At 70.5% G+C, this 25,960-nt stretch carries 23 protein-coding genes, 1 rRNA gene and 1 riboswitch; of the genes, 5 read left to right on the forward strand and 19 right to left on the reverse strand.

Translation table 11 applies throughout. The annotated features are described in order from the left end of the window. Positions 1-210 precede the first annotated feature (210 nt). Positions 211-837, reverse strand: a complete 627-nt coding sequence (locus tag ABZY20_RS35165) for a PadR family transcriptional regulator (protein WP_356447256.1) — start codon at positions 835-837, stop codon at positions 211-213. Between the two features lie 185 nt (positions 838-1,022). On the opposite strand from ABZY20_RS35165, the gene ABZY20_RS35170 reads away from it, so the two are divergent. Then, positions 1,023-1,526 (forward strand): GNAT family N-acetyltransferase, encoded by a 504-nt coding sequence (locus ABZY20_RS35170; protein WP_356447258.1) that lies wholly within the window; start codon positions 1,023-1,025, stop codon positions 1,524-1,526. Between the two features lie 166 nt (positions 1,527-1,692). Beyond that, positions 1,693-2,511 carry a PhzF family phenazine biosynthesis protein gene (locus tag ABZY20_RS35175; protein ID WP_356447260.1) on the forward strand — a complete coding sequence of 273 codons (819 nt, stop codon included), beginning with the start codon at positions 1,693-1,695 and terminating at the stop codon, positions 2,509-2,511. Positions 2,512-2,589: 78 nt separating this feature from the next. Here ABZY20_RS35175 and ABZY20_RS35180 read toward each other — a convergent pair whose 3' ends face one another. Both ABZY20_RS35180 and ABZY20_RS35185 read right to left on the reverse strand, forming a co-directional pair. Continuing rightward, entirely contained in the window at positions 2,590-3,390 is an 801-nt protein-coding gene (locus ABZY20_RS35180) for a type II CAAX endopeptidase family protein (protein WP_356447262.1), read from the reverse strand. Between the two features lie 67 nt (positions 3,391-3,457). Further along, positions 3,458-4,978 (reverse strand): glutamate--cysteine ligase, encoded by a 1,521-nt coding sequence (locus ABZY20_RS35185; protein ID WP_356447264.1) that lies wholly within the window; start codon positions 4,976-4,978, stop codon positions 3,458-3,460. Positions 4,979-5,528: 550 nt separating this feature from the next. Here ABZY20_RS35185 and ABZY20_RS35190 point away from each other — a divergent pair. Beyond that, the gene (locus ABZY20_RS35190; RefSeq protein ID WP_356447266.1) at positions 5,529-6,113 is read left to right on the forward strand and encodes a hypothetical protein; all 585 of its coding nucleotides are present in this window, start codon (positions 5,529-5,531) and stop codon (positions 6,111-6,113) included. A 412-nt stretch (positions 6,114-6,525) separates the two neighbouring features. Continuing rightward, the gene (locus tag ABZY20_RS35195; protein ID WP_356447267.1) at positions 6,526-6,732 is read left to right on the forward strand and encodes a DUF5999 family protein; all 207 of its coding nucleotides are present in this window, start codon (positions 6,526-6,528) and stop codon (positions 6,730-6,732) included. Between the two features lie 190 nt (positions 6,733-6,922). Here the strand turns inward: ABZY20_RS35195 and ABZY20_RS35200 are convergent, their stop codons facing one another. From ABZY20_RS35200 to gcvP, 5 genes are all read right to left on the reverse strand, one after another. After that, positions 6,923-7,987, reverse strand: coding sequence for an endo-1,4-beta-xylanase (locus tag ABZY20_RS35200; RefSeq protein ID WP_356447269.1), 1,065 nt, complete (start codon positions 7,985-7,987; stop codon positions 6,923-6,925). A gap of 53 nt (positions 7,988-8,040) precedes the next feature. Then, entirely contained in the window at positions 8,041-8,805 is a 765-nt protein-coding gene (locus ABZY20_RS35205; RefSeq protein ID WP_356447294.1) for a carbohydrate ABC transporter permease, read from the reverse strand. Between the two features lie 74 nt (positions 8,806-8,879). Beyond that, on the reverse strand, positions 8,880-9,878 hold the full coding sequence (locus ABZY20_RS35210) for a sugar ABC transporter permease (RefSeq protein ID WP_356447271.1): 999 nt from the start codon (positions 9,876-9,878) through the stop codon (positions 8,880-8,882). 6 nt (positions 9,879-9,884) lie between these two features. Further along, positions 9,885-11,177 carry an extracellular solute-binding protein gene (locus ABZY20_RS35215; RefSeq protein ID WP_356447273.1) on the reverse strand — a complete coding sequence of 431 codons (1,293 nt, stop codon included), beginning with the start codon at positions 11,175-11,177 and terminating at the stop codon, positions 9,885-9,887. 448 nt (positions 11,178-11,625) lie between these two features. After that, positions 11,626-14,511: an aminomethyl-transferring glycine dehydrogenase gene (gcvP, locus tag ABZY20_RS35220; protein WP_356447275.1), complete on the reverse strand. Its 2,886-nt coding sequence runs from the start codon at positions 14,509-14,511 to the stop codon at positions 11,626-11,628. A gap of 176 nt (positions 14,512-14,687) precedes the next feature. After that, a riboswitch (glycine riboswitch) is annotated at positions 14,688-14,783 on the reverse strand. A 113-nt stretch (positions 14,784-14,896) separates the two neighbouring features. Between gcvP and ABZY20_RS35225 the strand changes: the two genes are divergently transcribed. Then, the gene (locus ABZY20_RS35225) at positions 14,897-15,280 is read left to right on the forward strand and encodes a PRC-barrel domain-containing protein (protein ID WP_356447277.1); all 384 of its coding nucleotides are present in this window, start codon (positions 14,897-14,899) and stop codon (positions 15,278-15,280) included. Positions 15,281-15,325: 45 nt separating this feature from the next. On the opposite strand, the gene ABZY20_RS35230 is transcribed toward ABZY20_RS35225, so the two are convergent. The 11 genes from ABZY20_RS35230 to rrf form a co-directional block, all read right to left on the reverse strand. Beyond that, positions 15,326-16,768, reverse strand: a complete 1,443-nt coding sequence (locus ABZY20_RS35230; RefSeq protein ID WP_356447278.1) for a DNA polymerase IV — start codon at positions 16,766-16,768, stop codon at positions 15,326-15,328. Positions 16,769-16,924: 156 nt separating this feature from the next. Beyond that, positions 16,925-17,425, reverse strand: coding sequence for a MerR family transcriptional regulator (locus tag ABZY20_RS35235; protein WP_356447279.1), 501 nt, complete (start codon positions 17,423-17,425; stop codon positions 16,925-16,927). A gap of 474 nt (positions 17,426-17,899) precedes the next feature. Beyond that, on the reverse strand, positions 17,900-18,373 hold the full coding sequence (locus ABZY20_RS35240; RefSeq protein ID WP_026253112.1) for a bifunctional nuclease family protein: 474 nt from the start codon (positions 18,371-18,373) through the stop codon (positions 17,900-17,902). Between the two features lie 85 nt (positions 18,374-18,458). After that, a complete protein-coding gene (locus ABZY20_RS35245) occupies positions 18,459-19,193 on the reverse strand; it encodes a MerR family transcriptional regulator (protein ID WP_356447280.1) in 735 nt (244 codons plus the stop codon). Between the two features lie 54 nt (positions 19,194-19,247). After that, positions 19,248-20,198, reverse strand: coding sequence for an FHA domain-containing protein (locus ABZY20_RS35250; RefSeq protein ID WP_356447281.1), 951 nt, complete (start codon positions 20,196-20,198; stop codon positions 19,248-19,250). 61 nt (positions 20,199-20,259) lie between these two features. Continuing rightward, positions 20,260-21,189 carry a DUF881 domain-containing protein gene (locus tag ABZY20_RS35255; RefSeq protein WP_356447283.1) on the reverse strand — a complete coding sequence of 310 codons (930 nt, stop codon included), beginning with the start codon at positions 21,187-21,189 and terminating at the stop codon, positions 20,260-20,262. Positions 21,190-21,194: 5 nt separating this feature from the next. Next, entirely contained in the window at positions 21,195-21,527 is a 333-nt protein-coding gene (locus tag ABZY20_RS35260; RefSeq protein WP_006134295.1) for a small basic family protein, read from the reverse strand. Beyond that, entirely contained in the window at positions 21,524-22,438 is a 915-nt protein-coding gene (locus ABZY20_RS35265; RefSeq protein WP_356447285.1) for a DUF881 domain-containing protein, read from the reverse strand. The genes ABZY20_RS35260 and ABZY20_RS35265 overlap by 4 nt, the downstream gene beginning before the upstream one ends. Positions 22,439-22,536: 98 nt before the next feature. Then, positions 22,537-25,032 carry a mannose-1-phosphate guanyltransferase gene (locus ABZY20_RS35270; protein WP_356447286.1) on the reverse strand — a complete coding sequence of 832 codons (2,496 nt, stop codon included), beginning with the start codon at positions 25,030-25,032 and terminating at the stop codon, positions 22,537-22,539. Between the two features lie 114 nt (positions 25,033-25,146). Next, positions 25,147-25,755, reverse strand: coding sequence for a CDP-alcohol phosphatidyltransferase family protein (locus ABZY20_RS35275; RefSeq protein ID WP_356447288.1), 609 nt, complete (start codon positions 25,753-25,755; stop codon positions 25,147-25,149). 110 nt (positions 25,756-25,865) lie between these two features. Beyond that, positions 25,866-25,960, reverse strand: a 5S ribosomal RNA gene (rrf, locus tag ABZY20_RS35280); the annotation flags it as partial.

Below are 25,960 nucleotides of genomic sequence, written 5' to 3' on the forward strand. Positions count from 1 at the left end.
CGGGGTCCGGGTCATCCTCGGCGGGAAGCATCTTCGCGTCCCACGGAGAGTGGACATCCCCCGCCGCAATCTCCTCCTTGCGGAGGACATCAAGCCGCAGGGACCCCGAGACGGACCCGCGCCGACCCGTCGTCAGTATCGAACACGTGTGGGCGAAGCCCACCCGGAAGGCGCCCCCGGATCGCTCCGGGGGCGCCCCCTGCGAGCCGGTCAGTCCTCGTCGGCGAGGATCAGATACAGCTTCTTGCGCGCGTCGTTGATGACGCCGAGCGCCTTCTCGCGCTGCTCCTTGCTGCCGGTCTTCCAGACCTGGCCGAAGGCCTCCATCAGACCGAACCCGGCCTGGCGGATCTCGCCGAGGGCCTCCCAGTCGACCCCGCGGGAGGCCTCCTCCCAGGGCGCCTCGGGCCCTTCCTCGGCGGCGGCGCGGCCCGCCTCGGTGAGCGAGAACAGCTTCTTGCCGCCCTCGGACGCACTGACGATCAGCCCTTCGTCCTCCAGCAACTGGAGCGTGGGGTACACCGAGCCGGGGCTGGGCTTCCACGCCCCGCCGCTGCGCTCGGCGATCTCCTGGATCATCTCGTAGCCGTGCATCGGGCGGTCCTTGAGCAGGGCCAGGATCGAGGCCCGTACGTCACCGCGCCGGGCCCTTCCCCTCGGCCCGCCCCGCCCGCGGCCGCCCCAGGGACCGGGGCCGAAGCCCGGACCACCGGGCCCTCCCCAGCCGGGACCACCGGGGCCGCCCGGCCCGAAGGGACCGAACGCGGCCCGCAGGCCCTCGAAGCCGCCCCGGCCGTGCCGCGGTCCGTGTCCGTGCTCGAAACCGTGGGTACGCATCGCAACCACTCTCCATTCCATCGTTGATCTGTCGCGATGCCTCAACGATATATCGGAACAGCTCGCTCGACAAGACCCTGCCGCGTGCGGAGGAGCGTTGGGAGCAGCGGCAACCGCCCGGCCTGCGACGGTCCCGTGTTCCCAGCGGCACGCCGCACCTGCTCGGACGCGGTAGCGTGGCGATCATGGGGGTCTGGGAGATCCGGCCGGCGTCGTCGTCCGACGTGGAGGCGGTGGCCGAGTTGCGTGCGAGGGTGCTGCGGGCGGATCTGGACCGGCTCGGGCGGTACGACGCGCAGCGGGTGCGGCAGCGGCTGCGCGACGGATTCGACCCGGCCCACACCTGGGTGATCGAGGTGGGCGGTGCGTTCGCCGGCTGCGTGGCACTGCGCCCGGCGGAGGACTGCCACTGGCTGGAGCACTTCTACCTGGCCCCACACCTCCAGGGCAGCGGCATCGGCTCGGGCGTGCTGCGCGGGCTGCTGGAGCGGTGTGACCGCGGCGGCGTCCTCGTCCGGCTGAACGTGTTGCAGGGCAGTCCGGCCCGACGGCTGTACGCACGTCACGGGTTCACCGTCGAGACCGAGGATCCGGTGGACGTGTTCATGGTGCGCGAGCCCTCCGTGAGCGCCGGAGTCGCCAGCCCGCTCGCTCAGTCACGTCCCCGCCCCGGCGGTCGGCTTCCGTGACGATCGGCCGAGGTTCGCCGGCACGGGACACCGGCGCCCCGGCCGGAGGGACAGGCGGAGACCCAGATCGTGCAGGCACCGGCCCGCAGCCCCGGCCGGCGGAACCGGGCCAGGACTCGCCGATTGGCCTTGGCCTGCGGCTTCACCGTGCCTCTAGCGTCGGGGCATGCGGATCCGAATCGTCGACGCCTTCACCGATCGCCCCTTCTCCGGAAACCCGGCCGGGGTCCTGCTCCTGCCCGGCGCGGACGCCTTCCCGGAGGACTCCTGGCTGCGCGATGTCGCCATGGAGGTCAACCACGCCGAGACGGCCTTCGCCCACCCCCTCCCCGAGGGCGGCGAGGCCGACTGGGCGCTGCGCTGGTTCACCCCGGTCACCGAGGTCGCGATGTGCGGCCACGCGACCCTGGCCACCGCCCACGTCCTGCGCGGGACCGGCGCGCACCGGGGCCCGGTGCGGTTCGCGACCCGCAGCGGCGTGCTGGTCGCCACCGCGCGGGACGACGGCTCCGTGACGCTGGACTTCCCGACGGCCCCGCTCACCCCGGTCGATCCGCCCGGCGGTCTCGCCGAGGCCCTGGGCGCCGAGCCGCTCACGGTCCGGTACACCGGCCCGAACGTCGGCGACCTGCTCGTGGAGGTGGCCGACGAGAAGACCGTGCACGGCCTGCGCCCCGACTTCAAAGCCCTCGCCGCCCTGTCCGACCGCGGCGTCATCGCCACGGCCCGCGCGCAGGACCCGGACGAGGGCTACGACTTCGTCTCGCGCTGCTTCTTCCCGAACGTCGGCATCGACGAGGACCCGGTGACGGGCAGCGCCCACACCGCGCTCGCCCCGTACTGGTCCCACCGCCTGGGCCGCGCCGCCCTCACCGGCCTCCAGGCCTCCCCCCGCTCGGGCCGCGTCCGCACGGAGCTGCGCGGCGACCGCACCCTGCTGACCGGCCGGGCGGTCACCGTCATCGACGGCGAGCTGCTGGCCTGAGGCCGATCGCCGCCGGGCCCGGGACAGCCGGAGGGGCGTACGACACCGTCGTACGCCCCCGCATCGCGCTCCGGCTCGTCAGGCGGTCGGCAGCCAGCCCACCTTGCCGGCGAGCAGCCCGTAGCCGACGAACGCCCCGATGTCGAGCAGCGAGTGGGCGACCACCAGCGGGCCCACACGCCCCCAGCGGCGGTAGAGGTAGACGAAGACGACGCCCATGACCATGTTGCCGATGAAGCCGCCGATGCCCTGGTAGAGGTGGTAGGAGCCGCGCAGCAGCGAGCTTCCGGCCAGCGCGGCCGTCGGGGTCCAGCCCAGCCGGTCGAGGCGGCGCAGCAGGTAGCCGACGACGATGACCTCCTCCAGGACCGCGTTCTGGATCGCGGCGAGGATCAGCACCGGGTACTTCCACCACACCTCGGGCAGCGCCTCGGGGACCACCGTGAGGTTGAAGCCGAGGCCGCGGGCCGCCAGGTAGAAGGCGATGCCGGTGCTGCCGATGACCGCGGCGATCGCGGCGCCGCGGCCGAGGTCGGGCCAGGGGCGGGTGCGGTCGAAGCCGATCGTGCGCAGGCTCGCGCCCTCGCGCAGCAGGAAGTGCGCGACGAGCGCGACCGGCACGAGCGCGGTGGTGATCCCGAAGAGCTGCCAGGCCAGGTCGAGCCAGGGCCGCCCGGGTGCGGCCGAGGCGTTCATCGTGGCCGCCTGGTCCTTGAGCCCGCCCGGTTCGGTGACGGAGCCGATGAAGCTGATCAGCGCGGACACCGCGCTCGCCCCCAGCGACAGCGCGAGGACGAGCAGCGTCTCGTTGCGGAGCATCCGCCGTGAGAGCCCCTGCTGGGGAATGGAATCGCCCACCGGGCTCGCCTCCGCCTGCACTGCTGCCTCCCCTTCACCGACGTGTCGGATCAGTATGGCGGCAGCGGGTCGCGGGCCCGCGGGCGCGTCAGCCGAGCGGCGGCAGCGGCTCGGGCAGCCCCACCGGCCAGCTGTGCACCGGGTCCCCCTTGTGCATCAGCTCGCGGTAGCGCCGGGTCGTGGCGGCCAGGGCCTCCTGCCGGGAGAGTCCGGTGTCGAGGGCCTGGCGGAAGGTCGCGGCCTGCCAGCTCGCCCCGTTCACCCGGCGCCGGCAGCGCTCCTCGATCACGCCCAGGTACAGGTCGCGGTCGGCCGGCTCGACACCCCAGGCGTCCAGCCCGGCCTCGGCGAGCGGCAGCAGCTCGTCCCGGACCAGGCTCACCGCGTCGACCTCGGTGGTGCCGCCGTACCGGCCGCGCCGGGGCCAGGTGAAGCGCGCGTCGATGCCGTCCTTGCACGCGGCGTCGAAGTTGGCGGCGGCCGCCTCGAACGGCAGCCGGGTCCACACCGGCCGGGTCTCCTCGGCCAGGGCTCGGACGAGGCCGTAGTAGAACGCCGCGTTGGCGACGACGTCGATCACGGTGGGCCCGGCGGGCAGGACGCGGTTCTCCACGCGCAGGTGCGGGACGCCGTCGGCGACGCCGTAGACCGGGCGGTTCCAGCGGTAGATCGTGCCGTTGTGCAGGACCAGCTCCGCGAGCGAGGGGGTGCCGCCCCGGTCGATCACCTCCAGCGGGTCCTCGTCGTCGCAGATCGGCAGCAGGGCCGGGTAGTAGCGCAGGTTTTCCTCGAAGAGGTCGTACGCCGAGTCCACCCAGCGCTCGCCGAACCAGGTGCGCGGGCGGACGCCCTGGGCCTGGAGTTCGGGCGGGCGGGTGTCGGTGGACTGCTGGAACAGCGGGGGACGCGACTCGCGCCAGAGCTCGCGGCCGAACAGGAACGGCGAGTTGGCGCCGACGGCGATCTGCGCGGCGGCGACCGCCTGGGCCGCGTTCCACACGTCGGCGAACCGGGCCGGGGTGACCTGCAGGTGCAGTTGCACGGAGGTGCAGGCGGCCTCCGGGGCGATGGACTTGGAGGTGCAGCTCAGGTGCTCCACGCCGTCGATGTCGAGGGTGAACTCCTCGCCGCGGGCGGCCACGATCTGGTCGTTGAGAAGGGTGTAGCGATCGGCGTCGGAGAGGTTCGACGAGACCAGGTCGTCGCGGTCGAGGGTCGGCAGAATGCCGATCATCACGATTCCCGCGTCGACTTCTCCGGCTTTTCGGTCGGCATATGCCAGCGACGTACGGAGTTCCTCGGCGAGCCGGTCGAAAACCCGGTCCCCCAGACGGTGTGGGGGGATGTTCACTTCCAGGTTGAACATGGCGAGTTCTGTTTGGAAATCGCGACTGGCGATGCGTTCGAGGACTTGCCCGTTCAACATTTTCGGCATGCCGTCGGCGCCCGCGAGATTCAATTCGATCTCCAGCCCCATCAGGTTCTTCGGGCGGTCGAACCGCTTCTCCGCCAGAAGCCGCTCCAAGCCCGTCAGACACTGACGCAGCTTGTCGCGGTAGCGCTGGCGATCGGACAGGTCGAATCCGCCTGCCGCGACCTTCTCGCCCATTGAAGCGTCCCTCCTCGGATGCTGCCGGCCGAGCACCCGGCGGCCGGGTCCCGGTCAGGTGGAGGATGCCCAGCGAAAGCGATCGATAACGTCCCCGGACGGGTCCGCCGGCCGCTACGCTGGTTCCGTGTGACCGGTGGCACATTCATCCGGCATGACGCGCAGTACCGCTTTCGGGTCCCAAAACTCGTGAAAAACGCCGACGAGAACGGGCCGACCGGTTCGCGGACATTCGCCGAGGTCACCCTTGCGGAGCACCGTCTGGAATCGGGATATCATTCGCGTATCGCCGACCGAATGTGCTCTTGTTCTACTCACCGGAAACGGCTAGCCGAAACACAGTCTGAACCCGTGTCGTATAAACTCCGCGAACAAGGCACAAGGCTGGCGCCCACGGTCGATGGGTCCGGTCGTCGACGCGCTGTTCGGCGGACCCCACCCCCCTCTCGTTCAGACCCCGGCCCCTGCCCTGCTGCCCCTTCCGTGAGCTGACAGCGCCGTCCGCCCCCGCCCTCGCGCCACCGTGCCTTCGAATGAGAGGCGACCCACCATGCCGCTGCATGTCCCCCAGGCTCCCGCGCCCGCACTCCGTTCCGTCCTGACTGCGCTCTCCTCCCCGACCGCGGTCCGCGAGGCCCGAACTCCCTCTCTGCTCCGCGCCCAGGGACCGACCACGCCCGAGCTTCCGCTGCCGGTGCACCACCTCGACCGGGTCACGACCGAGGGCGTGCCGGTCACGCGGCTGGCCGGGTGGCGTTTCCTGATCCGCAGCGGCGAGCGCGCCGTGGCCGCGGCGGAGACCATGCTGACCCCGGACGGCTGGGCCTTCTCCCACTTCTTCGAGGGCCCGTACATCACCTCGACCGAGCGCGCCCTCCGCCTGGCCGAGACGATGCCGCAGCCGTACCAGCCCCGCCTGCTGTCCGTGCCGGGCCTGTACATGCTGACGCTCTGGCTCCACGAGGACTGCGCCGCGGACGGCGCCGCCGGCCACCCCGCCGCCACCGACCTGCTCGTCCCGCTGGCCCCCGCGCCTCCCGGCATCGCGGCCCACCGCCCGCACCGCGTCGCCGAGCTGCTCCCGGTGCTGACCCACCGGGCCAGCCCCACACGGCTGCTCGACTCACCCGCCTGAAACGCCACACCGCACGGGCCCCGTCACCGCGTTCCGGTGGCGGGGCCCGCCCCGTTTTCCGCTCCTCTGACGGCTGCACCGCTCACACGATCGCTCGTACGAGCATCGAATGGCACGTACGAGCCGGTCGGCCGCCGACCCGAGCGGACTAGCCCCATCCGGCCACTGCGAACCACCCGAAGGGACGGTGGAGTTGGGATGAACCGCCCGCGCGGGTGATGCGTCATGAACCTGTGAGAAGCGGTGCCGCGAAATCCCTGCGGATCGACGCCCGTGGGGCAACACTGGGTTCCGACGACTTATCACACGGGGGGCGGCCATGAGCGACAGTTCCAGCCGCGGAACACACACGACAACCGACTCGACCAGTCCCGTCACATCGTCCCTTACGACAGAGCGAAAGATCCCACCCATGTGCCAGCACCAGACACCGTGCCCGTCCGCCGACTCCGCCGACCGGGACTCCGCCCGGCTCGTCGCGCACCACCCGGAGCAGGGGTGGAGCCTGCTGTGCAACGGAGTGGTGCTCTTCGAGGACACCGGTGAGCTGCTGCCGGACGGCCGGGTCATCGCCCCGCACCGCCCGCTCGCGGGCAGCCAGGTGGTCACGGCCGCCTGAAGGCCGGCGGGCGGGTGAGACCCGCCCGCGGACATGAGGGGCCGGACGCAGGACACGCTGCGCACCGGCCCCGACGCGTGTCCGGGGCCCGTCACCGCCTGTCACCGCCGGCAGCACCACGGTCATCGCCCGGACGCCTTCCCGGTTCGGCCCGCTTCCAGAGGACGCCGGGAGGTTCCGCGATCACCCTTCAGTTCTCCCCGAGCGCTCCCCGCAGCGCGAAGTACGCCGGCTTCGGGCGCAGGTCCTCGTCCCACGGCAGGGCCGCGCCCTCGCCCGGGAAGAACCCCGGGATCCACGAGTACCGGTCGGTGTAGTCCCAGAGGGTGATGCCCACGCAGCGCCGGACCGCGAGGCAGGCGGCGGTCAGGTCCCGGTACCACTCGGCCTGCAGGGCCAGCTTCTCCTCGGTCGCGGGCAGTTGCATCCGTACGTCGACCTCGGTGAGCGCGGTGTCGAGACCGAGCCGGGCGAAGCGGCGGAGGTTGTCCTCCAGGGTCGCCGGATAGCCGTACTGGAGGGCCAGGTGCGCCTGGAGGCCGATGCCGTGCAGCGGGACGCGCTGGGCCTTCAGTTCCTTGGCGAGCCGGTGGTAGGCGTCGCTCTTGGGGCCGATCCCCTCGATGTTGTAGTCGTTGAGGTAGAGCTTGACGTGCGGATCGGCCTGGTGGGCCCAGCGCAGGGTGTCGGCGATGTACCCCGGGCCGAGCGTCCTGTAGAAGATCGTCTCCCGATAGGTGCCGTCCTCGTTGAACGCCTCGTTGACGACGTCCCAGGCGAACACCTTGCCCCGGTAGTGCCGCACCACCGTCTGCACGTGCTTCTTCAGCACGGCCCTCAGCTCCGGGGCCGTCCACTCGCGCGCGGTGAGCCACTCGGGCAGCTGGCTGTGCCAGACGAGCGTGTGGCCGCGCACCTTCTGCCGGTTGGCGCGGGCGAGGTCCACGATCTCGTCGCCCTGGGAGAAGTCGAACACGCCCTGCTGGGGCTCGGTCGCGTACCACTTCATGCCGTTGCCGGGCGTGATCTGGTCGAACTCGCTGCCGAGCAGGGCCGTGTAGGGCGCGTCGACGAGTTCGGGGTTGTCGGTGGCGCTGCCGAAGTAGCGGCCGTGGCGCTGGGCGAGCTCGGCGAGTGTCCGCTCCTCGCCGTGCCGCTCGTCCGCCTGTGCCGCCGGGCCCGTCGCGATGCCCCCGAGTAGCAGCGCGGCGGCGACCGCCCCGGCGAGTGCGAGGCGTGGTCGGGTTCTGGGCATGGTGCGACTCCTCACGGTCGGGTGGTTGGAGAGCCGTACGTCCCGCGGTGCGCTCAGCCCTTCGTGGCGCCCGCGGTGAGGCCGCCGACGAGCTGGCGCTCGGCGACCGAGTAGAAGGCCAGGGCCGGCACCATGGCGAGCACCAGATAGGCGAACACCTTGGCGTAGTCCGCCGAGTACTGCCCCTGGAACTGCTGGACGCCGATCGGCAGCGTCCACCACTGCGCGTCGGTGAACACCAGCAGCGGCAGGAAGAAGTTGTTCCAGCTGGTGACGACGGCGAGCACCGACACCGTGCCGAGCGCGGGCCGCGCCATGGGCAGCAGCACCCGCCAGAAGAAGCCGAAGGAGGTGCAGCCGTCGAGCGTGGCCGCCTCCTCCAGTTCACCGGGGATCTGCCGGAAGAAGCCGCGCAGGATGATGATGGTCATCGGCAGCCCGAACGCGGCCTGCGGCAGGATCACGCCGAGCGGGTTGTCCAGCAGGCCCAGCGACCGCAGCAGCAGGAACAGGGGCAGGGCCGCCACCGCGAACGGGAACATCAGCCCCATCGTGAACAGGGTGAACAGCACCTCACGGCCGCGGAAGGCGAACCGCGCGAAGGAGAACGCCGACAGGGCGGAGACCGCGACGACCAGGACGGTCGTGCCCACGGCGATGAGCGTGCTGTTGCCGATCAGCCGCCAGAAGTCGCCCGAGCCGAGGATCCCCGTGTAGTTGGAGGTGATCCACGACTCGGGCAGTCCGACCGGGTTGCGGGACAGCTCGTCGGTGGACTTGAAGCCGGACAGGGCGGCGTACAGCAGGGGGACGGCCATGACGGCACCGACGACGACCAGGACGAGGTGCAGTCCCCAGGTCCCGCCGCCCCCGCGGCTCTTCCGACGAGACGTCACTTTCCGTCACCCCGCATGGTCGTGGTGGCCCCTTCCAGGTCGCGCCGGAGCACGAACCGCTGGTAGGTGAGGGCGAAGACGAGACTGATGGCGAACATGACCACGCTGATCGCGCTGGCGTAGCCCACTTGGTAGCGCTTGAAGCCGTACTGGAACATGGTCACGGCCATGGTCTCGGAGTGGTGGTCGGGGCCGCCCGCGGTGGTCACCCACACCAGGTCGAAGAGCTGGATGGCCCCGATGACCGACAGGAACACGCTGATGCGCAGGGTCGGTGCGAGCAGCGGCAGCGTCACGTTGCGGAAGCGCTGCCAGGGCCCGGCCCCGTCGATGAGCGCCGCCTCGGTCAGCTCCCGGGGGACGGCCTGCAGTCCGGCCAGGTAGAGCATCATGTGGAAGCCGAAGTACTTCCAGGTCATGACCAGGAACAGGGTCGCCATGACCGTGGACGGATCGGCGAACCACTCCCCGCCCAGCCCGTCCAGCCCGACCTTGCCGAGGATCTGGTCGGCGAAGCCGTCGTCCGGGGCGAAGATCATGCCGAAGAGGATTCCGGTGATCGCCTCGGACAGGACGTACGGGGCGAAGAACAGCATCCGATACACCGCCCGGCCCCGCATCCGCTGGTTCAGCAGGACGGCCATGGCGAGCGCGAACGGCAGTTGCAGGGCGAGCGACAGCACCACCAGCACCAGGCAGCGCCACAGGTCGCCGAGGAAGACGTCGTCCTGGAAGAGCCGGCTGAAGTTCTCGCCGCCGACGTAGTCGGAGGGCATGCCGAAGCCGCCCCAGCGGAAGAACGCGGCGTACAGGGCGAACAGCATCGGCAGCAGCACGAGCCCGATGAACAGCACCAGGGCGGGCAGTTGGAAGCCGGCCGCGGTCAGCCAGTGCAGCGTGCGCCGCCGGGCCCGTCCCCGGGTGCGCTCCGGGGAGGGGGGCGGCGGGCCGGCGCCGGGGCCGGTCCTCTGGTCCGGCAGGAACGTGGAGGTCATCGCCGGTTACTGCTCTTCCTTCGCGGTCCTGGTGATCGACTGGGCGACCTGTCCGGGCGACTGGGATCCGGAGATGAGCGCGGCGACGCTGTCGTTGACCTCCTGGCCGACGGCGGGCGCGTACGCCTGGTCGAGGTAGAGCTGGAAGCCGGTGGCCTTCTTCAGCTCCGCCTGGACGGCCTTGATGTTGGGGTCGGTGAGGGCGCTCTCGGCCGCCGGCACGACCGGCAGGACACCGGTCTTCTTCACCAGCTCCCGGTCGGTGGCCTCGGAGGCGAAGAACTCGAGGAAGTCGACGGCGGCCTGCGGCGCGCCCCGCCGCAGGGCGTGCCCGCCGCCTCCGCCGAACACCTCGGTGATGGCGCCCTTGCCGCCCTCGACGGCGGGGAAGGGGAAGAACCCGAGGTCCTTGCCGAGCCCCTTGCCCGCGTCGGCCTGCACCACGGGCGCCCACTGGCCCATGAGTTCCATGGCCGCCTTGCCGTTGCCGACGGTGGCCGCCTGGCCGGTGGGGCTGGAGTAGGCGGCGCCCAGGAAGCCCTTCTGGAACGGCTTCAGGCGCACGAGGTCCTGCAGGTGCTCGCCCGCCTCGACGAACGGGGCACCGGTGAAGTCCTTGTCGTCGTAGGCCTTCTGCAGGGCCTCGGCGCCGGCGGTGCGCATCGCCAGGTAGGCCCAGTAGTACATGCCGGGCCACTTCTCCTTGCCGGCCAGGGCGAGGGGCGTGACGTCCTCGGACTGCAGCTTGCGGACGGCGTCGAGGAAGGCGCTCCAGGTGGTGGGGGGCGCGCTGATGCCGGCCTTCGCGAAGAGCGCCTTGTTGTACCAGAACCCGATCATGCCGATGTCGAAGGGGATGCCGTAGACCCGGTCGTCGATCAGGTACGGCTCCTTGGCGACGGGGAGCAGGCCGTCGCCCCAGGGGGCGGTGCGGTCGGTGAGGTCCTCGACAAGCCCGGCGTCGACCTGCTGCCTGAGCACGCCGCCGCCCCAGGTGTGGAAGATGTCGGGCAGCTTCCCGGAGGAGGTCAGGGCCGTCATCTTGGACTTGTAGGCGTCGTTCTCCAACTGGACGATCTTCACCTTGACCTTGGGGTTCTGCGCCTCGAACTTCCGGGCCAGAGCGGCCCAGACACTCTTGGTCGGCTCGGTGGTGGAGATGTTCCACCACTCGATCGTGGTCGTCCCGGACGACCCTCCGTCCGAGTCCCCGCCGCAAGCGGTCAGTGCGGTCATCCCCAGACCGGTCGCGGCGGAGGCCGCCAGGAAGCCGCGGCGGGACAGTGCCGGGTCGCCCATCATGAGCTCCTCGAAAGTTTCGAATGAGATCCAGAAAGCTGCGTTGATGCCGCACCCTAGAGACATCGGCCAAAGGGTGACAACCCCTCGAACGCAGGGAATCTCAAGTCAGCATGGGGACTTGACCCAGAACGAAACATTCGACTGAAAGGGCGAACGTTACGGAGTCGTGCCGCCCGCGATCACACAGGGTGTCCACCGCGAAGGGATCGGCAAGGCCGCCTCACAACGGCCCGGCGACCGCCGCACGGCTCTCAGCTCGCCTTTCACGCGTCGACCGCCGCCACCTGGCGTGCCCGCGCCGCCAGGACGCGGCATCACGGTCCGCACACAGGCCTGAGGGCGCGCGGGTGCGATCACGGCGCCGGTGAAGTCGAGCCGTTGCCCCCCAAGCATGACGAGAGGGGCCCCGCATCGCGGAGCCCCTCCCTCGAACCAGCCCGGTCGATCAGTCCTCGTACGCGTCCAGCGGCGGGCACGAGCAGACCAGGTTCCGGTCACCGAAGGCCTGGTCGATGCGGCGCACCGGCGGCCAGTACTTGTCGGCGACCGAGACACCGCCCGGGAAGACGGCCTCCTCGCGGCTGTAGGCGTGCTCCCACTCCCCGGCGAGCGCGCCGGCGGTGTGCGGGGCGCCGCGCAGCGGGTTGTCCTCCGCGTGCCACTCGCCGGAGCCGACCTTCTCGATCTCCGCGCGGATGGCGATCATCGCCTCGCAGAAGCGGTCCAGCTCGGCCAGGTCCTCCGACTCGGTCGGCTCGATCATCAGCGTGCCGGCCACCGGGAACGACATCGTCGGCGCGTGGAAGCCGTAGTCGATCAGCCGCTTGGCCACGTCGTCGACGCTCACCCCGGTCGCCTTGGTCAATGGCCGCAGGTCGATGATGCACTCGTGCGCGACCAGCCCGCCCGGCCCGGTGTAGAGCACCGGGTAGTGCGGCTCCAGCCGCTTGGCGATGTAGTTGGCGCTCAGCACGGCCACCTGCGTGGCCCGCTTCAGCCCTTCACCGCCCATGAGGCGGACGTACGCCCAGGAGATGGGCAGGATGCCCGCGGAGCCCCAGGGCGCGGCGGAGATGGGCCCCACGCCCGTCTCGGGTCCGGCCTCGGGCTGCAGCGGGTGGTTCGGCAGGTACGGCGCGAGGTGCTCGCGCACCGCCACCGGGCCGACGCCCGGGCCGCCGCCGCCGTGCGGGATGCAGAAGGTCTTGTGCAGGTTCAGGTGCGAGACGTCACCGCCGAAGTGGCCCGGCTTGGCGAGCCCCACGAGGGCGTTGAGGTTGGCGCCGTCGACGTAGACCTGGCCGCCCGCCTCGTGCACCTGCGCGCAGATCTCGGAGACGTGCTCCTCGAACACACCGTGCGTGGACGGGTAGGTGATCATCAGCACGGCGAGCTGGTCGCGGTGCTGCTCGATCTTCGCCCGCAGGTCCTCGACGTCGATCTCGCCGTCGTCGGCGGTCTTCACGACGACGACCTTCATGCCGGCCATCACGGCGCTCGCGGCGTTGGTGCCGTGCGCGGAGGACGGGATGAGGCACACGGTCCGCTGCTCGTCGCCGTTGGCCCGGTGGTACCCGCGGACGGCGAGCAGACCGGCCAGCTCGCCCTGCGAGCCGGCGTTCGGCTGGAGGGAGACCTTGTCGTACCCGGTGACCTCGGCGAGGCGGTCCTCCAGCTCACGGATGAGCGTGAGGTAGCCGGCCGCCTGCTCGGCGGGCGCGAAGGGGTGCAGCTGCCCGAACTCGGGCCAGGTGACCGGCTCCATCTCCGTGGTCGCGTTGAGCTTCATGGTGCAGGAGCCCAGCGGGATCATGCCGCGGTCGAGCGCGTAGTCGCGGTCGGCGAGCCGGCGCAGGTAGCGCAGCATGGACGTCTCGGAGCGGTACTGGTGGAAGACCGGGTGGGTCAGGTACTCGTCGGTGCGCAGCAGGGCGGCCGGGAGGCCGTCCTCCGTGGACGCGTCCAGCGCCTCGACGACGCCCTCGACGCCGAAGGCGGCCCAGACGGCCCGCAGCTGGGACCGGGTGGTGGTCTCGTCGCAGGCGATCGAGACGTGGTCGGCGTCGACCATGCGCAGGTTGACCCCGTTGTCCCGCGCGGCGGCCACGACCTCGGCGGCCCGGCCCGCGACGCGCACGGTCAGGGTGTCGAAGTAGGAGCCGTGCACGACCTCGACCCCGCCGTTGGCGAGCCCGGCGGCGAGGACCGTGGCGTAGCGGTGGGTGCGCCGCGCGATGCCCTTGAGGCCCTCCGGCCCGTGGTACACGGCGTACATGCCGGCCATGACGGCGAGCAGCACCTGCGCGGTGCAGATGTTGCTGGTCGCCTTCTCGCGGCGGATGTGCTGCTCACGGGTCTGCAGGGCGAGGCGGTAGGCCTTGTTGCCGTCGGCGTCCACGGAGACGCCCACGAGCCGCCCGGGCAGGCTGCGGGCCATCTTCTCCTGGACCGCCATGTAGCCGGCGTGCGGCCCGCCGAAGCCCATCGGCACGCCGAAGCGCTGCGTGGTGCCGACGGCGATGTCCGCGCCGAGTTCACCGGGCGACTTCAGCAGCGTCAGCGCGAGCAGGTCGGCGGCGACGGTGACCAGCGCGCCGAGTTCGTGCGCCTGGTCGATGACGGGCTTGATGTCGCGGACGGCCCCGGAGGCGCCCGGGTACTGGATCAGCAGGCCGTTGATCTCGCGCTCGGCGATCTCGGCCGGGATGCCCTCCGCGAGGTCGGCGACGACGACCTCCACACCGGCCGGCTCGGCCCGGGTCCGGATCACGGCGATGGTCTGCGGCAGCGCGTCCGCGTCGACCAGGAACAGGCCCTTCTTGTTCTTGCCCATGCGCCGGGACAGCGCCATGGCCTCGGCGGCCGCGGTGCCCTCGTCGAGCAGGGAGGCGCCGGACGTCGGCAGCCCGGTGAGGTCGGCGACCACGGTCTGGAAGTTCAGCAGGGCTTCCAGGCGGCCCTGGGAGATCTCCGGCTGGTACGGCGTGTAGGCCGTGTACCAGGCGGGGTTCTCCATGACGTTGCGCATGATGACCGGCGGCGTGAACGTGCCGTAGTAGCCGAGCCCGATCATGGAGCCGAGGACCTGGTTGCGGTCGGCGAGGGAGCGCAGCTCGGCGAGCACCTCGGCCTCGCTGCGGGCACCCGGAAGGTCGAGCGCCTCGGCACTCTTGATCACGGCCGGGACCGCGGCGGCCGTGAGCTCGTCCAGCGAGCCGTAGCCGACCTGCGCGAGCATCTTGGCGCGGGCCTCGTGGTCGGGGCCGATGTGGCGCTGCTCGAAGGGAACTGCCTCTTCGAGTTCGGAGAGCGGAATGCGATGGGCGGTCATTGCGGAGGCCTCCTGGTCTGACACGACCTTCGAGGGGCACCACGGCGCGGGTACCCGAACGGCCTCCCCCTCTGTCATCTCAACCTGAGAGCTTCACCGGACGGCCCGAGGGCCGCCGGTTTTCACCGTCGGTGAGAGCGGAAGCCGTCGACACCCGCCCTGCTTTCCAGAGTGACCTCGTCCGTGCGGTACGTGTGCCTGAGAGATTCCGGGGAGGATTTGCTCCTTCGGCGCCTCCGGTGGTGTCCGGAGGACTCTCCCGCACGGGGTCAGCAGCCGCTGCCAGCGTACCAGCGAGGGCCACGCACGAACCTTCGAGTGGCCACCTCCCCCGTTGTGCCGTTTTGTAGTGTTTACGGATGAGTTGCGACCACGTGGAGGGCCCGTGCGTACCGAGATCGATCCGCGCAACCTGATCGGCCGCAAGGCATTCGACCGCAACGGAACCAGGATCGGCACGATCGACGAGGTCTACCTCGACGACGCCACCGGCGAACCGGAGTGGGCGGCCATACGGACCGGCCTGTTCAGCAGGGACGCGTTCGTCCCCCTCGAGCCCAGCGAACTGATCGACGGCGCCCTGCACGTCCCCTTCGAACGCGCCCTCATCAAGGACGCCCCCGACTTCGGCGTGGGCCGCCACCTCTCCCCCGAGCAGGAACTGCAGCTCTACCACCACTACGGCCTCGACGTCGCCGCCCCTCCCCCGCTCGCGGAGCGCGACCACGACTTCGGCAAGCTGGCGGACAGGGACGAGACGACGACCTGATCCCGGGCCCTCCCCCGGCCGTGACGCCCGGCCGCAAGGCGACGCCTATCCCGGCGAGGCCTCGGACAGGCCCACCCGCGGCCCGGCCGTCCCGTCCTGCCCCGACGCCCCCGCGGCACCGGCGGCACCCGCGCCGCGCTTCTCCCCGGGTCTTCGTAACACCAGCGGCAGCGGATCCGCGGGCTCCAGCGCGGGGTCGTCGACCCGGAAGGTCCGCACCCGGCCCGGCGTCGAACCGGGCGTCTCGAACCGCACGGTCACCCGCCCCAGGCCGCTCCCCTGCACCCACCCGTGCCCGAACTCGGCGTGCCGCACATCGTGCCCCGCGGGCCAGCGCCGCTCGGCCGGCGCCTGCTGCTCCTCGGCAGGCGCGGCGGCATGCTCCTCGACCGGCCCGTCGGCCACCGTCCGCTCCCCGGCCGCCTGCGCGAACAGGTCCTCCTGGGTGTAGTCCGCGAGACCGCTGACCCCCACTCCGAGCAGCCGCACCCCGCCCGTGGTGTCCACCGAGTCCAGCAACCGGGCGGCCGCCTCACGGATCACCGCGGGGTCGTCGGTGGGCCCGCGCAGCGTCTCGGACCGGGTGAGCGTCGAGAAGTCGTACCGCCGCACCTTCAGCACGATGGTCCGCCCCGACAGCCCGGCCCCGCGCAGCCTGCGCACGCACCGGTCGGCGAGCCGCTGCACCTCCATCCCCACCCGCAGCCGGTCGTGGATGTCCACGTCGTAGGTGTCCTCCACGGACACCGACTTCGCCTCGCGCTCCGCCACCACGGGCCGGTCGTCCCGCGCCAGCGCCATCGCGTACAGCCCGTGCCCGTGCGCCTTCCCCAGCAGCCGGACCAGCTCGTCCTCGCCGGCCTCGACGATCTCCCCGACCGTGGTGATCCCGGCCCGCCGCAGATGGTCACCCGTCGCGGGGCCGACCCCCGGCAGTGTCCGCACCGACATCGGCGCGAGCAGCGCCCGCTCGGTGCCCGGCTCGATGACCACCAGCCCGTCGGGCTTGGCCTGTTCCGAAGCGATCTTCGCGAGCATCTTGGACGCGGCGAGCCCCACCGACCCCGTGAGTCCCGTGGCCGCCCGTATGTCCGCGCGCAGCCGCGCCCCGACCAGCCGGGCCGACGCCTCGTCGCGGGCCACTCCCCCGGCTTCCAGGTCCACGAACGCCTCGTCCAGGCTCAGCGGCTCCACCAGCGGCGACAGCGCCCGCAGCAGCTCCATCACCCGCTCGCTGATCGACTTGTAGAGCTGGAAGCGCGGCACCAGATACGCGGCGTGGGGCGCGAGCCGCCGGGCCTGCCCCATGGGCATCGCCGAATGCACACCGAAGACCCGCGCCTCGTACGACGCCGTGGCGACCACGCCCCGCGGTCCCAGGCCGCCCACGACCACGGCCTTCCCCCGCAGGCTCGGCTTGGACGCCTGCTCCACCGAGGCGAAGAAGGCGTCCATGTCGAGATGCAGGATCGTGGGCGCGGTTCTCACATCTCCGATGCTGCCCTACGCCACTGACAACGCCCCGGCGGCCACCCTGACCGCCCGGGGAAACCGCATGCGAGCCGCCCGAGGGCACCTGAGGAGTCGCTCGCGCCTGGACGAGGAAACGTCCCTGCGCCCGGGCACAACGCCGTGGGATCCGCCTCAGACGGCCCGGTTGCGCCGCCGCGCGAGCTCGTCCGCCGGGTTGGGCCCGACCAGGGTCTCGCCGGTGTCGATCCGCTCCCCGTGCAGCTGCGACAGCGCGCTCTCCACGTCCCGCCACACCACGCCCACGGCGATCCCGAAAACGCCCTGACCGCCCTGGAGGAGGGCGTGCACCTCGTCCGGCGAGGTGCACTCGTAGACCGTCGCACCGTCGCTCATCAGCGTCATCCGCTCCAGGTCGCTGAAACCGCGTTCCCTGAGGTGCTGGACCGCCGTGCGGATGTTCTGCAGCGACACCCCGGTGTCGAGGAACCGCTTGACGATCTTCAGAACCACGACGTCCCGGAAGCTGTACAGCCGCTGCGTCCCCGACCCGTGGGCGGAACGCACACTCGGCTCGACGAGCCCGGTGCGGGCCCAGTAGTCCAACTGGCGGTAGGTGATGCCGGCGGCCGCACACGCCGTCGGGCCGCGATAGCCGATCTGCTCGGACGCCATGGACGTCGTCCCTCCGCTGCTCGGCACCGCCGTCGGTCGCTGCGGAGCGTGATCTGCCGCGCCGTCTGGCCGGGGACATCCGCCCCCGCTCGAACGGAGCCGTGAGCCGGTGGGAGGGTACGGACCGCTCGCCCTGAGACTGCGCTCGGGGCCACCCCCAGCCGTACCGCCGCCGCTGCTTCTCACGCCGACCTCCGTCCTTGACCTGCCTTCTCGACGGTAGGCAGTCACCAGGGGTGCGTCAACGATCGCCACACTCGCCACGCCGAGTGATAATCACCCTAAGAGTGGTTTCCCGTGCCCCACCGCGGGGAAAGGCTAGCCGAATGTGCTCGGCGCGGGCCGTGAGACGCTCTCACTCGCCTTCGGCACATGCGGGCATTTCACCCCTCGGCACACGTCGGGCGGCCCCGCCGCGGACCACCTCGTCCGCCGGACCGCCCTCACACCCCGTCCTCAGGACCGGACCACAGCTCACTGACTGCTCGTACCGAAGTCCTCGGGAGAGATCTGGTCGAGGAACTCGCGGAACTTCTCCACCTCGTCCTCCTGCTCGTCCGGGATCGCGATACCGGCGTCGTCGAGCACCGTGTCGCTGCCGTAGATCGGCGTCCCGGTGCGCAGGGCGAGCGCTATGGCGTCGGACGGGCGGGCACTCACCTCGACGCCGCTGGCGAAGACCAGCTCCGCGTAGAAGACGCCTTCCCGCAGGTCCGTGATGCGCACTTCCGTGAGCTCCTGGCCCACGGCCTCCAGCACGTCCTTGAACAGGTCGTGGGTCAGCGGCCGCGCGGGAGCCATGCCCTGCTGGGCGAAGGCGATCGCCGTCGCCTCCCCCGGACCGATCCAGATGGGAAGGTAACGGTCGCCTCCCACTTCACGCAGCAGCACGATCGGTTGGTTGGAGGGCATTTCCACCCGGACACCTACGACATCGAGCTCGTTCACACAGCAACCCTAGGCCGTGCTCGGGACGTTTGGGTAGTCGGGCAGGGCTCGCGCGCCCGATCCGGCCCCTCCCACGCCCGCCCACTCAGGGCAGACGCACCCCGAGCGCCGTCTGCACCAGCGCGGCGTGCAGCTTCACCGTCAGCCCCGCCAGCTCCTTCGCGCGGGCCTGCGCATGCGCCCTGGTCTGGGGGTTGCGATGCCGCTTGAGCGGGGCCACGACCTGCTCCACCAGCCCGGCCTCACGGTCGGCGGCGGCCTTCATCATCCGCAGGTGCCGCGGCTCGATCCCGAACCGCCCCAGCTCGGTGACCAGCGCCGCCACGGTGACCGCCTCGGCGTCGTACACCCCGTCCTCCAGTGGAGTGACGAGCCCGTACGACTCCCACTCCGCGAGCTCGGCCTCGTCCACGCCGGCGGCGGCCAGCAGCTCCGCGCGCCCGATCCTGACGGCCGTGGGCCCCTCGGCAGGCTCCGGGGCGGCCTCTCCGTCACGCGGACGGCCCACAGCGGGCAGCGGGGCCGCCTCGCCGCGCTCCATGGCCTCCAGATGCTCCCGGATCACCTTCAGGGGCAAATAGTGGTCCCGTTGCATCCGCAGGACGTGGCCGAGCCGCTCGACGTCATGCGCGCTGAACTTGCGGTACCCCGAGGGGGTCCGCTGCGGCTCGATGAGCCCTTCCGACTCCAGAAAACGGATCTTGGAGATCGTGACTTCGGGGAACTCGTCGCGCAGCACGTTGAGCACGGTGCCGATGCTCATCAGCCTGTCCGTGGCGGCGGTGCCGTGTCCGGCACCGCCGCTCGGTGTTCGAAGCATGGGCCTTCCCTGACGGATGGACCTTCGCCGGGGTCTGTCCGGACGGAATCCGGGTCAGTAACCCCGCTGGCTCGCGTAGAAGACGAGCCGGTACTTGCCGATCTGCACCTCGTCACCGTTGTTCAGGGCGACCTGGTCGATCCGCTCGCGGTTCACGTACGTGCCGTTCAGGCTGCCCACGTCGGCCACCGTGAACGAGCCGTCCTGACCGCGGCGGAACTCCACGTGCCGCCGGGAGACCGTCACGTCGTCCAGGAAGATGTCGCTCTGCGGATGACGCCCGGCCGTGGTCAGGTCACCGTCGAGCAGGAAGCGACTGCCCGAGTTCGGCCCGCGGCGCACGACCAGGAGGGCGGAGCCCAGCGGCAGCGCGTCCACGGCGGCCTGCGCCTCGGGGGACAGCGTCGGCATCGGCGTCTGGCCGGTGGTCTCGCTGTCGTAGGCCTCGAGACCGGAGATGGAGATCGTGGAGGTCGTCTCGGACGGACGCTCCGGGGCCGCCCCCGGCCGCAGCGGCGCGCCGCAGTTGGAGCAGAAGCGGCTGTTCTCCGCGTTGCGGTTACCGCACCTCGTACACACCAGGGCCGACATCGGATCCTCCTGCCGCGGCTGCCCACCAGGGGCATGGGACGCGTACGGGTCGGAGCCTGCACCCGCACCCGAGGCTGACGGTTGGCCGAAACCTATGCCGCCGGCCTGTGCAGGGTCAACCGACGGCGCGCCCTGACCACCGGAAACGTCACCACCGGGGCCCCCGACCTGGTCACGGAAGAGCGGCCGCTGGCCTTCCGCGTCAGGCTGTGCGCGATGACGAGCGGTGGCGTTGTCGCTACCCTCTCGCGCGCTCTTGCCGAACAACTTCGCAAACAACTTCACGGGCGATTCCCCTTGACCGAAACAGACCCGCCCGTGGGGCAGGACGAACCCTGACTGAACACTCTGGCCGACCCGGACATCCTGACAACGTCCGTCTGCACCAGACAGTTTCCACCACGCACCACCCATTCGGTGCGCCGACCCCCCGCAACCTCATGCCCTCGCCGAACACCGCCCATGCGCCCCCCGCTCACTGCGAGGACGACCGAGCGTAGTCAGGCCGCTTCACCGCTCGCAAGGCGTCCACGACGATCTTGCCCGACCGCTCGATCGCGACCGTGGCCTGTTCCTTCTCGAGAGTCTGCACCACGCCTCCGGGGATGTTGAGCGCCGGCTCGAGGTCCTGCGGCTTGCCGATGACCTTGAAACGATAGGGCGCGTTGATCTTGTTCCCGTCGACGCTCACGCCCTTGCCCGGATCGGTGAGATACGTGCCGGCGACGACGCGCACGCCGTTCACCTGTATCGCCTCGGCACCCGCCGCACGCAGCTCCTGGATCGCGTCGAGCAGCATGTCCGCCTCGACCGTCCCCTTCGTGTCCTGGATCGTCATGGTGATGCCGGGCCCCTGCGCGGCCACCGTGCCCGCCAGGATGCCGAGTTGCCGCTCCTTCTCGATCGTCTGCCTCCGAGCCTCCTCGGCCTGGTCCGAGCTGTTCTCCAGCTCGTCGCGCTGCTGCTCCAGACCCCGCTTCTCGTCCTCAAGACGTTGCGTACGGTCATCCAGTTCATCGAGGATGCGAACGAGATCTTCCTGCCGCGCCCCGCGCAGGGCACTGTCGCCGTCGCTGTTCGACGCCACCTGCACCGCCAGCCCGAACCCGAGGCCGAACAGCAGCAACGCCACGATGAGTTGGGCGCGGGTGACCCGCGGCGGCCACAGCCCCTGCACCAGGCGCTGCCGCCCGGTCAGCCCCGGCTCGGGCGCAACAGCCGGCTCGGGGTCCGCCTCCGGCGCGTGCCCCTGCTCGGGGACGACCGGGGCGGCGGGCGCCGTCGCGGCCGGCACCTCCTGGGGCAGCGCCTTGCGCAGCCCGTTCCCGGACTCACCGCTGTCCTCGCGCCGCTCGGCGCGCGTGCCGCCCTGGTCCTCGGTGCGCTTCTCGTCCTGTCCGCTCATCGGTCTCACGCCCGGAACACGTGCCGGCGGATGGCCGCGGCGTTGGAGAAGATCCGGATGCCGAGCACGACCACCACTCCCGTCGACAGCTGGGCGCCCACGCCCAGCTTGTCGCCCAGGAAGACGATCAGTGCGGCCACCACCACGTTCGACAGGAACGACACCACGAACACCTTGTCGTCGAAGATGCCGTCGAGCATGGCCCGCAGCCCTCCGAAGACGGCGTCCAGAGCCGCCACGACGGCGATCGGCAGATAAGGCTCGACCACTGCCGGAACCTCCGGCCGGACCAAGAGGCCGGCCACGACTCCCACGATGAGGCCCAGTACGGCGATCACGATGTGCCCTTCTCGCTCTTCTCGGTGCTCGGCAGTGCTGTACGTACGATCAGGCTCGGCGCGGCAGGCAGCCGGAGGTCGTCCTCCGCGGAGATGCCTGTCCTGATGCCGTAGCTCTCCTGCAGCGCGTCGAGGTACAGCCCGTCCGCGCTGTTCTGGAACCGCGTGCTCAGCCGCTGCCCGTCCCCCACCGCGAGCACCGTGTACGGCGGCACCAGCGGTTTGTTGTCGACCAGTATCGCGTCTCCCGCGGCCCTGATCGCGGACAGGGCCGTCAGCCGCTGCCCGTTGATGGAGATCGCCTCGGCCCCCGACTCCCAAAGCCCGTTGACCACGCGCTGCATGTCCCGGTCACGCACCCGGCCGGTGTCGGAGAACCCGGAGCTGCCACGAGGGCCGCCGTCACCCCCGGTCCCGGCCTCCTTGGCGTCGTTCACCACGAGCTTCACCCCGGGCCCGTGCACCGGGACGGAACCGGACCAGATCCCCACCAGCTCGGACGCGGCGCTGCCACCGCTGTGCTTCAGCGCCTCGCGCTGCCGCGCGCTGACGTCCTCGCGCAGCTCGTCGACGGAGTCCTCCAGCTCGTCGGCCGCGTCGGACTCCTGGTCGATCCGGTCGACCAGTTCCTCCCGCTCCTTGGCCACCACCGGAGCGGCGACCCGGGCCTGGGCCGCGCCGACGGTCACGACGAGGGCCGCGAGCACAAGGCCGGCCGCGAGACCCAGCTTCGCCCGGAGGGTCTTCGGCATGCCGCCGTCGCCCGCGGCCTTCTTCCGCTCGGCGGCCTCGGCGTATCCGTCGTCGAGGCTGTGGTCCATGACGTTGGTGAGCAACGACATGGACGCGTCCGGGCGCCGGGGCCGCGCGGGTGTGCTCCGAATGGGGGGTTGCTGCGGCATGCCGCACATCGTCGCACGTCGCGGGCGCTACCTCCGAACGGGGCCACCGGCGTGCCGGACAGGCCCCGTTGGGGACACTTGTCCGGCACGCACGCGTGCAGCCCGTTCTACCGGCCGGCGCTGTCCACGACCGCCGACCACTCGTCGAGCAGGGCCTGCGCGGAGGCGTCGTCCGGACCCTCGGCCCACAGGTGGGTGACGGCCTCGGCCGGGTCGGGCAGCACCATCACCCAGCGGCCGTCGGTCTCCACCACACGCACCCCGTCCGTGGTGTCCACGAAGCGGTCTCCGGCCGCCTCGACGACACGCCGCATCACGAGCCCCTTGACGGCCCACGGGGTCGCCAGGTCGCGCTTCAGGACGTGCGCCCGCGGAATCCGCGCGTCGATCTGGCTGAGCGTGAGCTGCGTCCGCGCCACCAGCCCGATGAGCCGCACGAAGGCCGCCGTGGCGTCGTAGACGCTGCTGAACTCGGGGACGATGAAGCCGCCCTTGCCGTCTCCGCCGAAGATCGTCCCTTCCTCGCCGCCGACCCGCGTCAGGTCGTCCGGCGAGGTGGTCGTCCATTCGACCTGGGTCCCGTGGTACGCCGCCACCTGCTCGGCGATCCGGGTGGTGGTGACCGGGAGCGCGACCCGGCCGCTGCGCCGCTCGGCGGCGACGAGGTCCAGCATGACCAGCAGCGCCCGGTCGTCCTCGATGATCCGCCCCTTCTCGTCGACGAGCGACAGCCGCTCGCCGACGGGGTCGAACCGCACGCCGAACGCGGCCCCCGAGGACGCCACGATCTCCCCGAGCCGCACCATCCCGGACCGGCGCATGTCGCCCGTCTCGGTCGGCCGGGACTCGTCGAGACCGGGGTTGATCGTCAGCGAGTCGACCCCCAGCTTCCCGAGCAGGCTCGGCAGCACGAGGCCGGCACTGCCGTTGGACGCGTCGACGACCACCTTGAGCCCGGAGTCCGCGATCCCGGTCGTGTCGACGTTCCGCAGCAGCGACCCGGTGTACGAGTCGAAGACGCTGGCGGGGAAGTGCAGGTCACCGATCTCGCCGGGGAAGGCCCGCCGGTACTCCTGCCGCGCGAACACCCGGTCCAGCTTGCGCTGGCTGCCCTGCGAGAGGTCGGCGCCCTGCCCGTCGAAGAACATGATGTCGACGGAGTCCGGCACCCCGGGAGACGTACGGATCATGATGCCGCCCGCGCTGCCTCGCGCGGTCTGCTGCCGGGCCACCGGCAGCGGCACGTTCTCCAGGTCCCGGACGTCGATGGCACTGGCCTGCAGCGCCGAGATCACCGCCCGCTTCAGCGCACGGGCACCACGTGAGTGGTCGCGGGCCGTGGTGACGGTCGAGCCCTTCTTCAGGGTCGTCGCATACGCACCCGCGAGACGCACGGCGAGCTCCGGCGTGATCTCCACGTTCAGGATCCCGGACACACCGCGCGCCCCGAAGAGGTGCGCCTGCCCTCTGGATTCCCAGATCACCGAGGTGTTGACGAAGGCACCGGCCTCGATGGTCTTGAACGGGTAGACCCGCACGTTGCCCTGAACGATCGATTCTTCACCGATCAGGCACTCATCACCGATGACCGCCCCGTCCTCGATACGCGCCGCGCGCATGATGTCGGTGTTCTTGCCGACCACGCAGCCGCGCAGATTGCTGTGCGGCCCCACGTAGACGTTGTCGTGGACAACGGCCTTGTGCAGAAAGGCACCGCTCTTGACCACGACGTTGGAGCCCACGACGGTGTGCTCACGGATTTCGGCGCCGGCCTCGACCTTGGCGTAGTCGCCGATGTACACGGGCCCGCGGAGTACGGCGTCGGGGTGCACCTCGGCTCCCTCGGCCACCCACACGCCCGGCGAGATCTCGAACCCGTCGATGTCTACGTCGACCTTGCCTTCGAGCACGTCGGCCTGGGCCTTCACATAGCTCTCGTGGGTGCCGACGTCCTCCCAGTAGCCCTCGGCGACGTAGCCGTAGACCGGCTTGCCTTCCTTCATCAGCTGCGGGAAGACATCGCCGGACCAGTCGACGGGCACATCGGCCTCGACGTAGTCGAAGACCTCGGGCTCCATCACGTAGATGCCGGTGTTCACCGTGTCGGAGAAGACCTGGCCCCAGGTGGGCTTCTCGAGGAAGCGCTCCACCTTGCCTTCTTCGTCGACGATGGTGATTCCGAATTCCAGGGGGTTGGGCACACGTGTCAGGCAGACCGTGACCAGCGCACCCTTTTCCTTGTGGAAATTGATCAGCTCGGTGAGGTCGAAATCCGTCAGAGCATCGCCGGAGATCACGAGGAAGGCGTCGTCCTTCAACGCCTCTTCCGCGTTCTTCACGCTTCCGGCGGTACCGAGTGGCTTCTCCTCATTGGCATAGGTGAGCTCCATTCCGAGCTCCTCGCCGTCACCGAAGTAGTTCTTGACGAGCGAGGCCAGGAACTGGACAGTCACGACTGTTTCGTTGAGCCCATGCCTTTTGAGCAGCCTCAGCACATGCTCCATGATCGGGCGGTTGGCCACAGGCAGGAGCGGCTTGGGCATGCTTGAGGTCATGGGACGAAGGCGCGTGCCTTCGCCTCCGGCCATCACGACGGCCTTCATGTCGGAAGCGTCCTCCTCAAAGAGACGACGGTCTAGCCGACTTCCCCCGCGAGGATTGTCCCGCACTTTTCGACAACGGGCCATCGCACCGCGCAGGCCGGGTCAACCGCGAGTTCAATCGGCCATGGCGTCCGCACGAACCAGACGGCGGACTTGTACCACGTAGAGGACTCCTGCCCACCAGTACAGTGTTGTACCCCATCCGGCGAACGCCCATCCGAAAATAGCAGCGAGTGACGAGATCCAACCAGTTCCGTCACTGAGCAGGAGCAAGGGGAAGGCATACATCAGGTTGAAGGTGGCGGCCTTGCCGAGGAAGTTCACCTGGGGCGGCGGATAGCCGTGCCGGCGGAGGATGCCCACCATCACCAGGAGAACCAGCTCCCGGGCAAGGAGTACGGCGGTCAGCCACAGCGGCAGAATCTCGCGCCAGGTGAGACCGACCAGCGTCGAAAGAATGTAGAGCCGGTCGGCCGCGGGGTCGAGAAGCCGGCCGAGGCTGCTGACCTGGTTCCAGCGTCGCGCCAGCTTGCCGTCCAGGTAGTCGCTGACACCGCTCAGAGCCAGTACCAGGAGGGCCCAGCCGTCACTCTTGGGCCCACCGAACTCAGGCCGCAGAATCAGCCACAGGAAGAGCGGCACGCCGACCAGACGAGCCATGCTGAGGATGTTCGGGATGGTGAGCACACGGTCCGTCTGGACGCGAGTCTCCTGAACCTCCACCCGGGTGCCTCCTGTGGGAAACGTTCGAACGATGCCCCCTGACCTTACCTCAACGCAAAAAAGCTCTGGCTCTCGGGCTGTGATGCCCAAGAGCCAGAGCTCTAAAAGGAGTTCGGCGGCGTCCTACTCTCCCACAGGGTCCCCCCTGCAGTACCATCGGCGCTGTAAGGCTTAGCTTCCGGGTTCGGAATGTAACCGGGCGTTT

This window comes from Streptomyces sp. NPDC006624 (assembly GCF_040611555.1).
Lineage (GTDB): Bacteria > Actinomycetota > Actinomycetes > Streptomycetales > Streptomycetaceae > Streptomyces.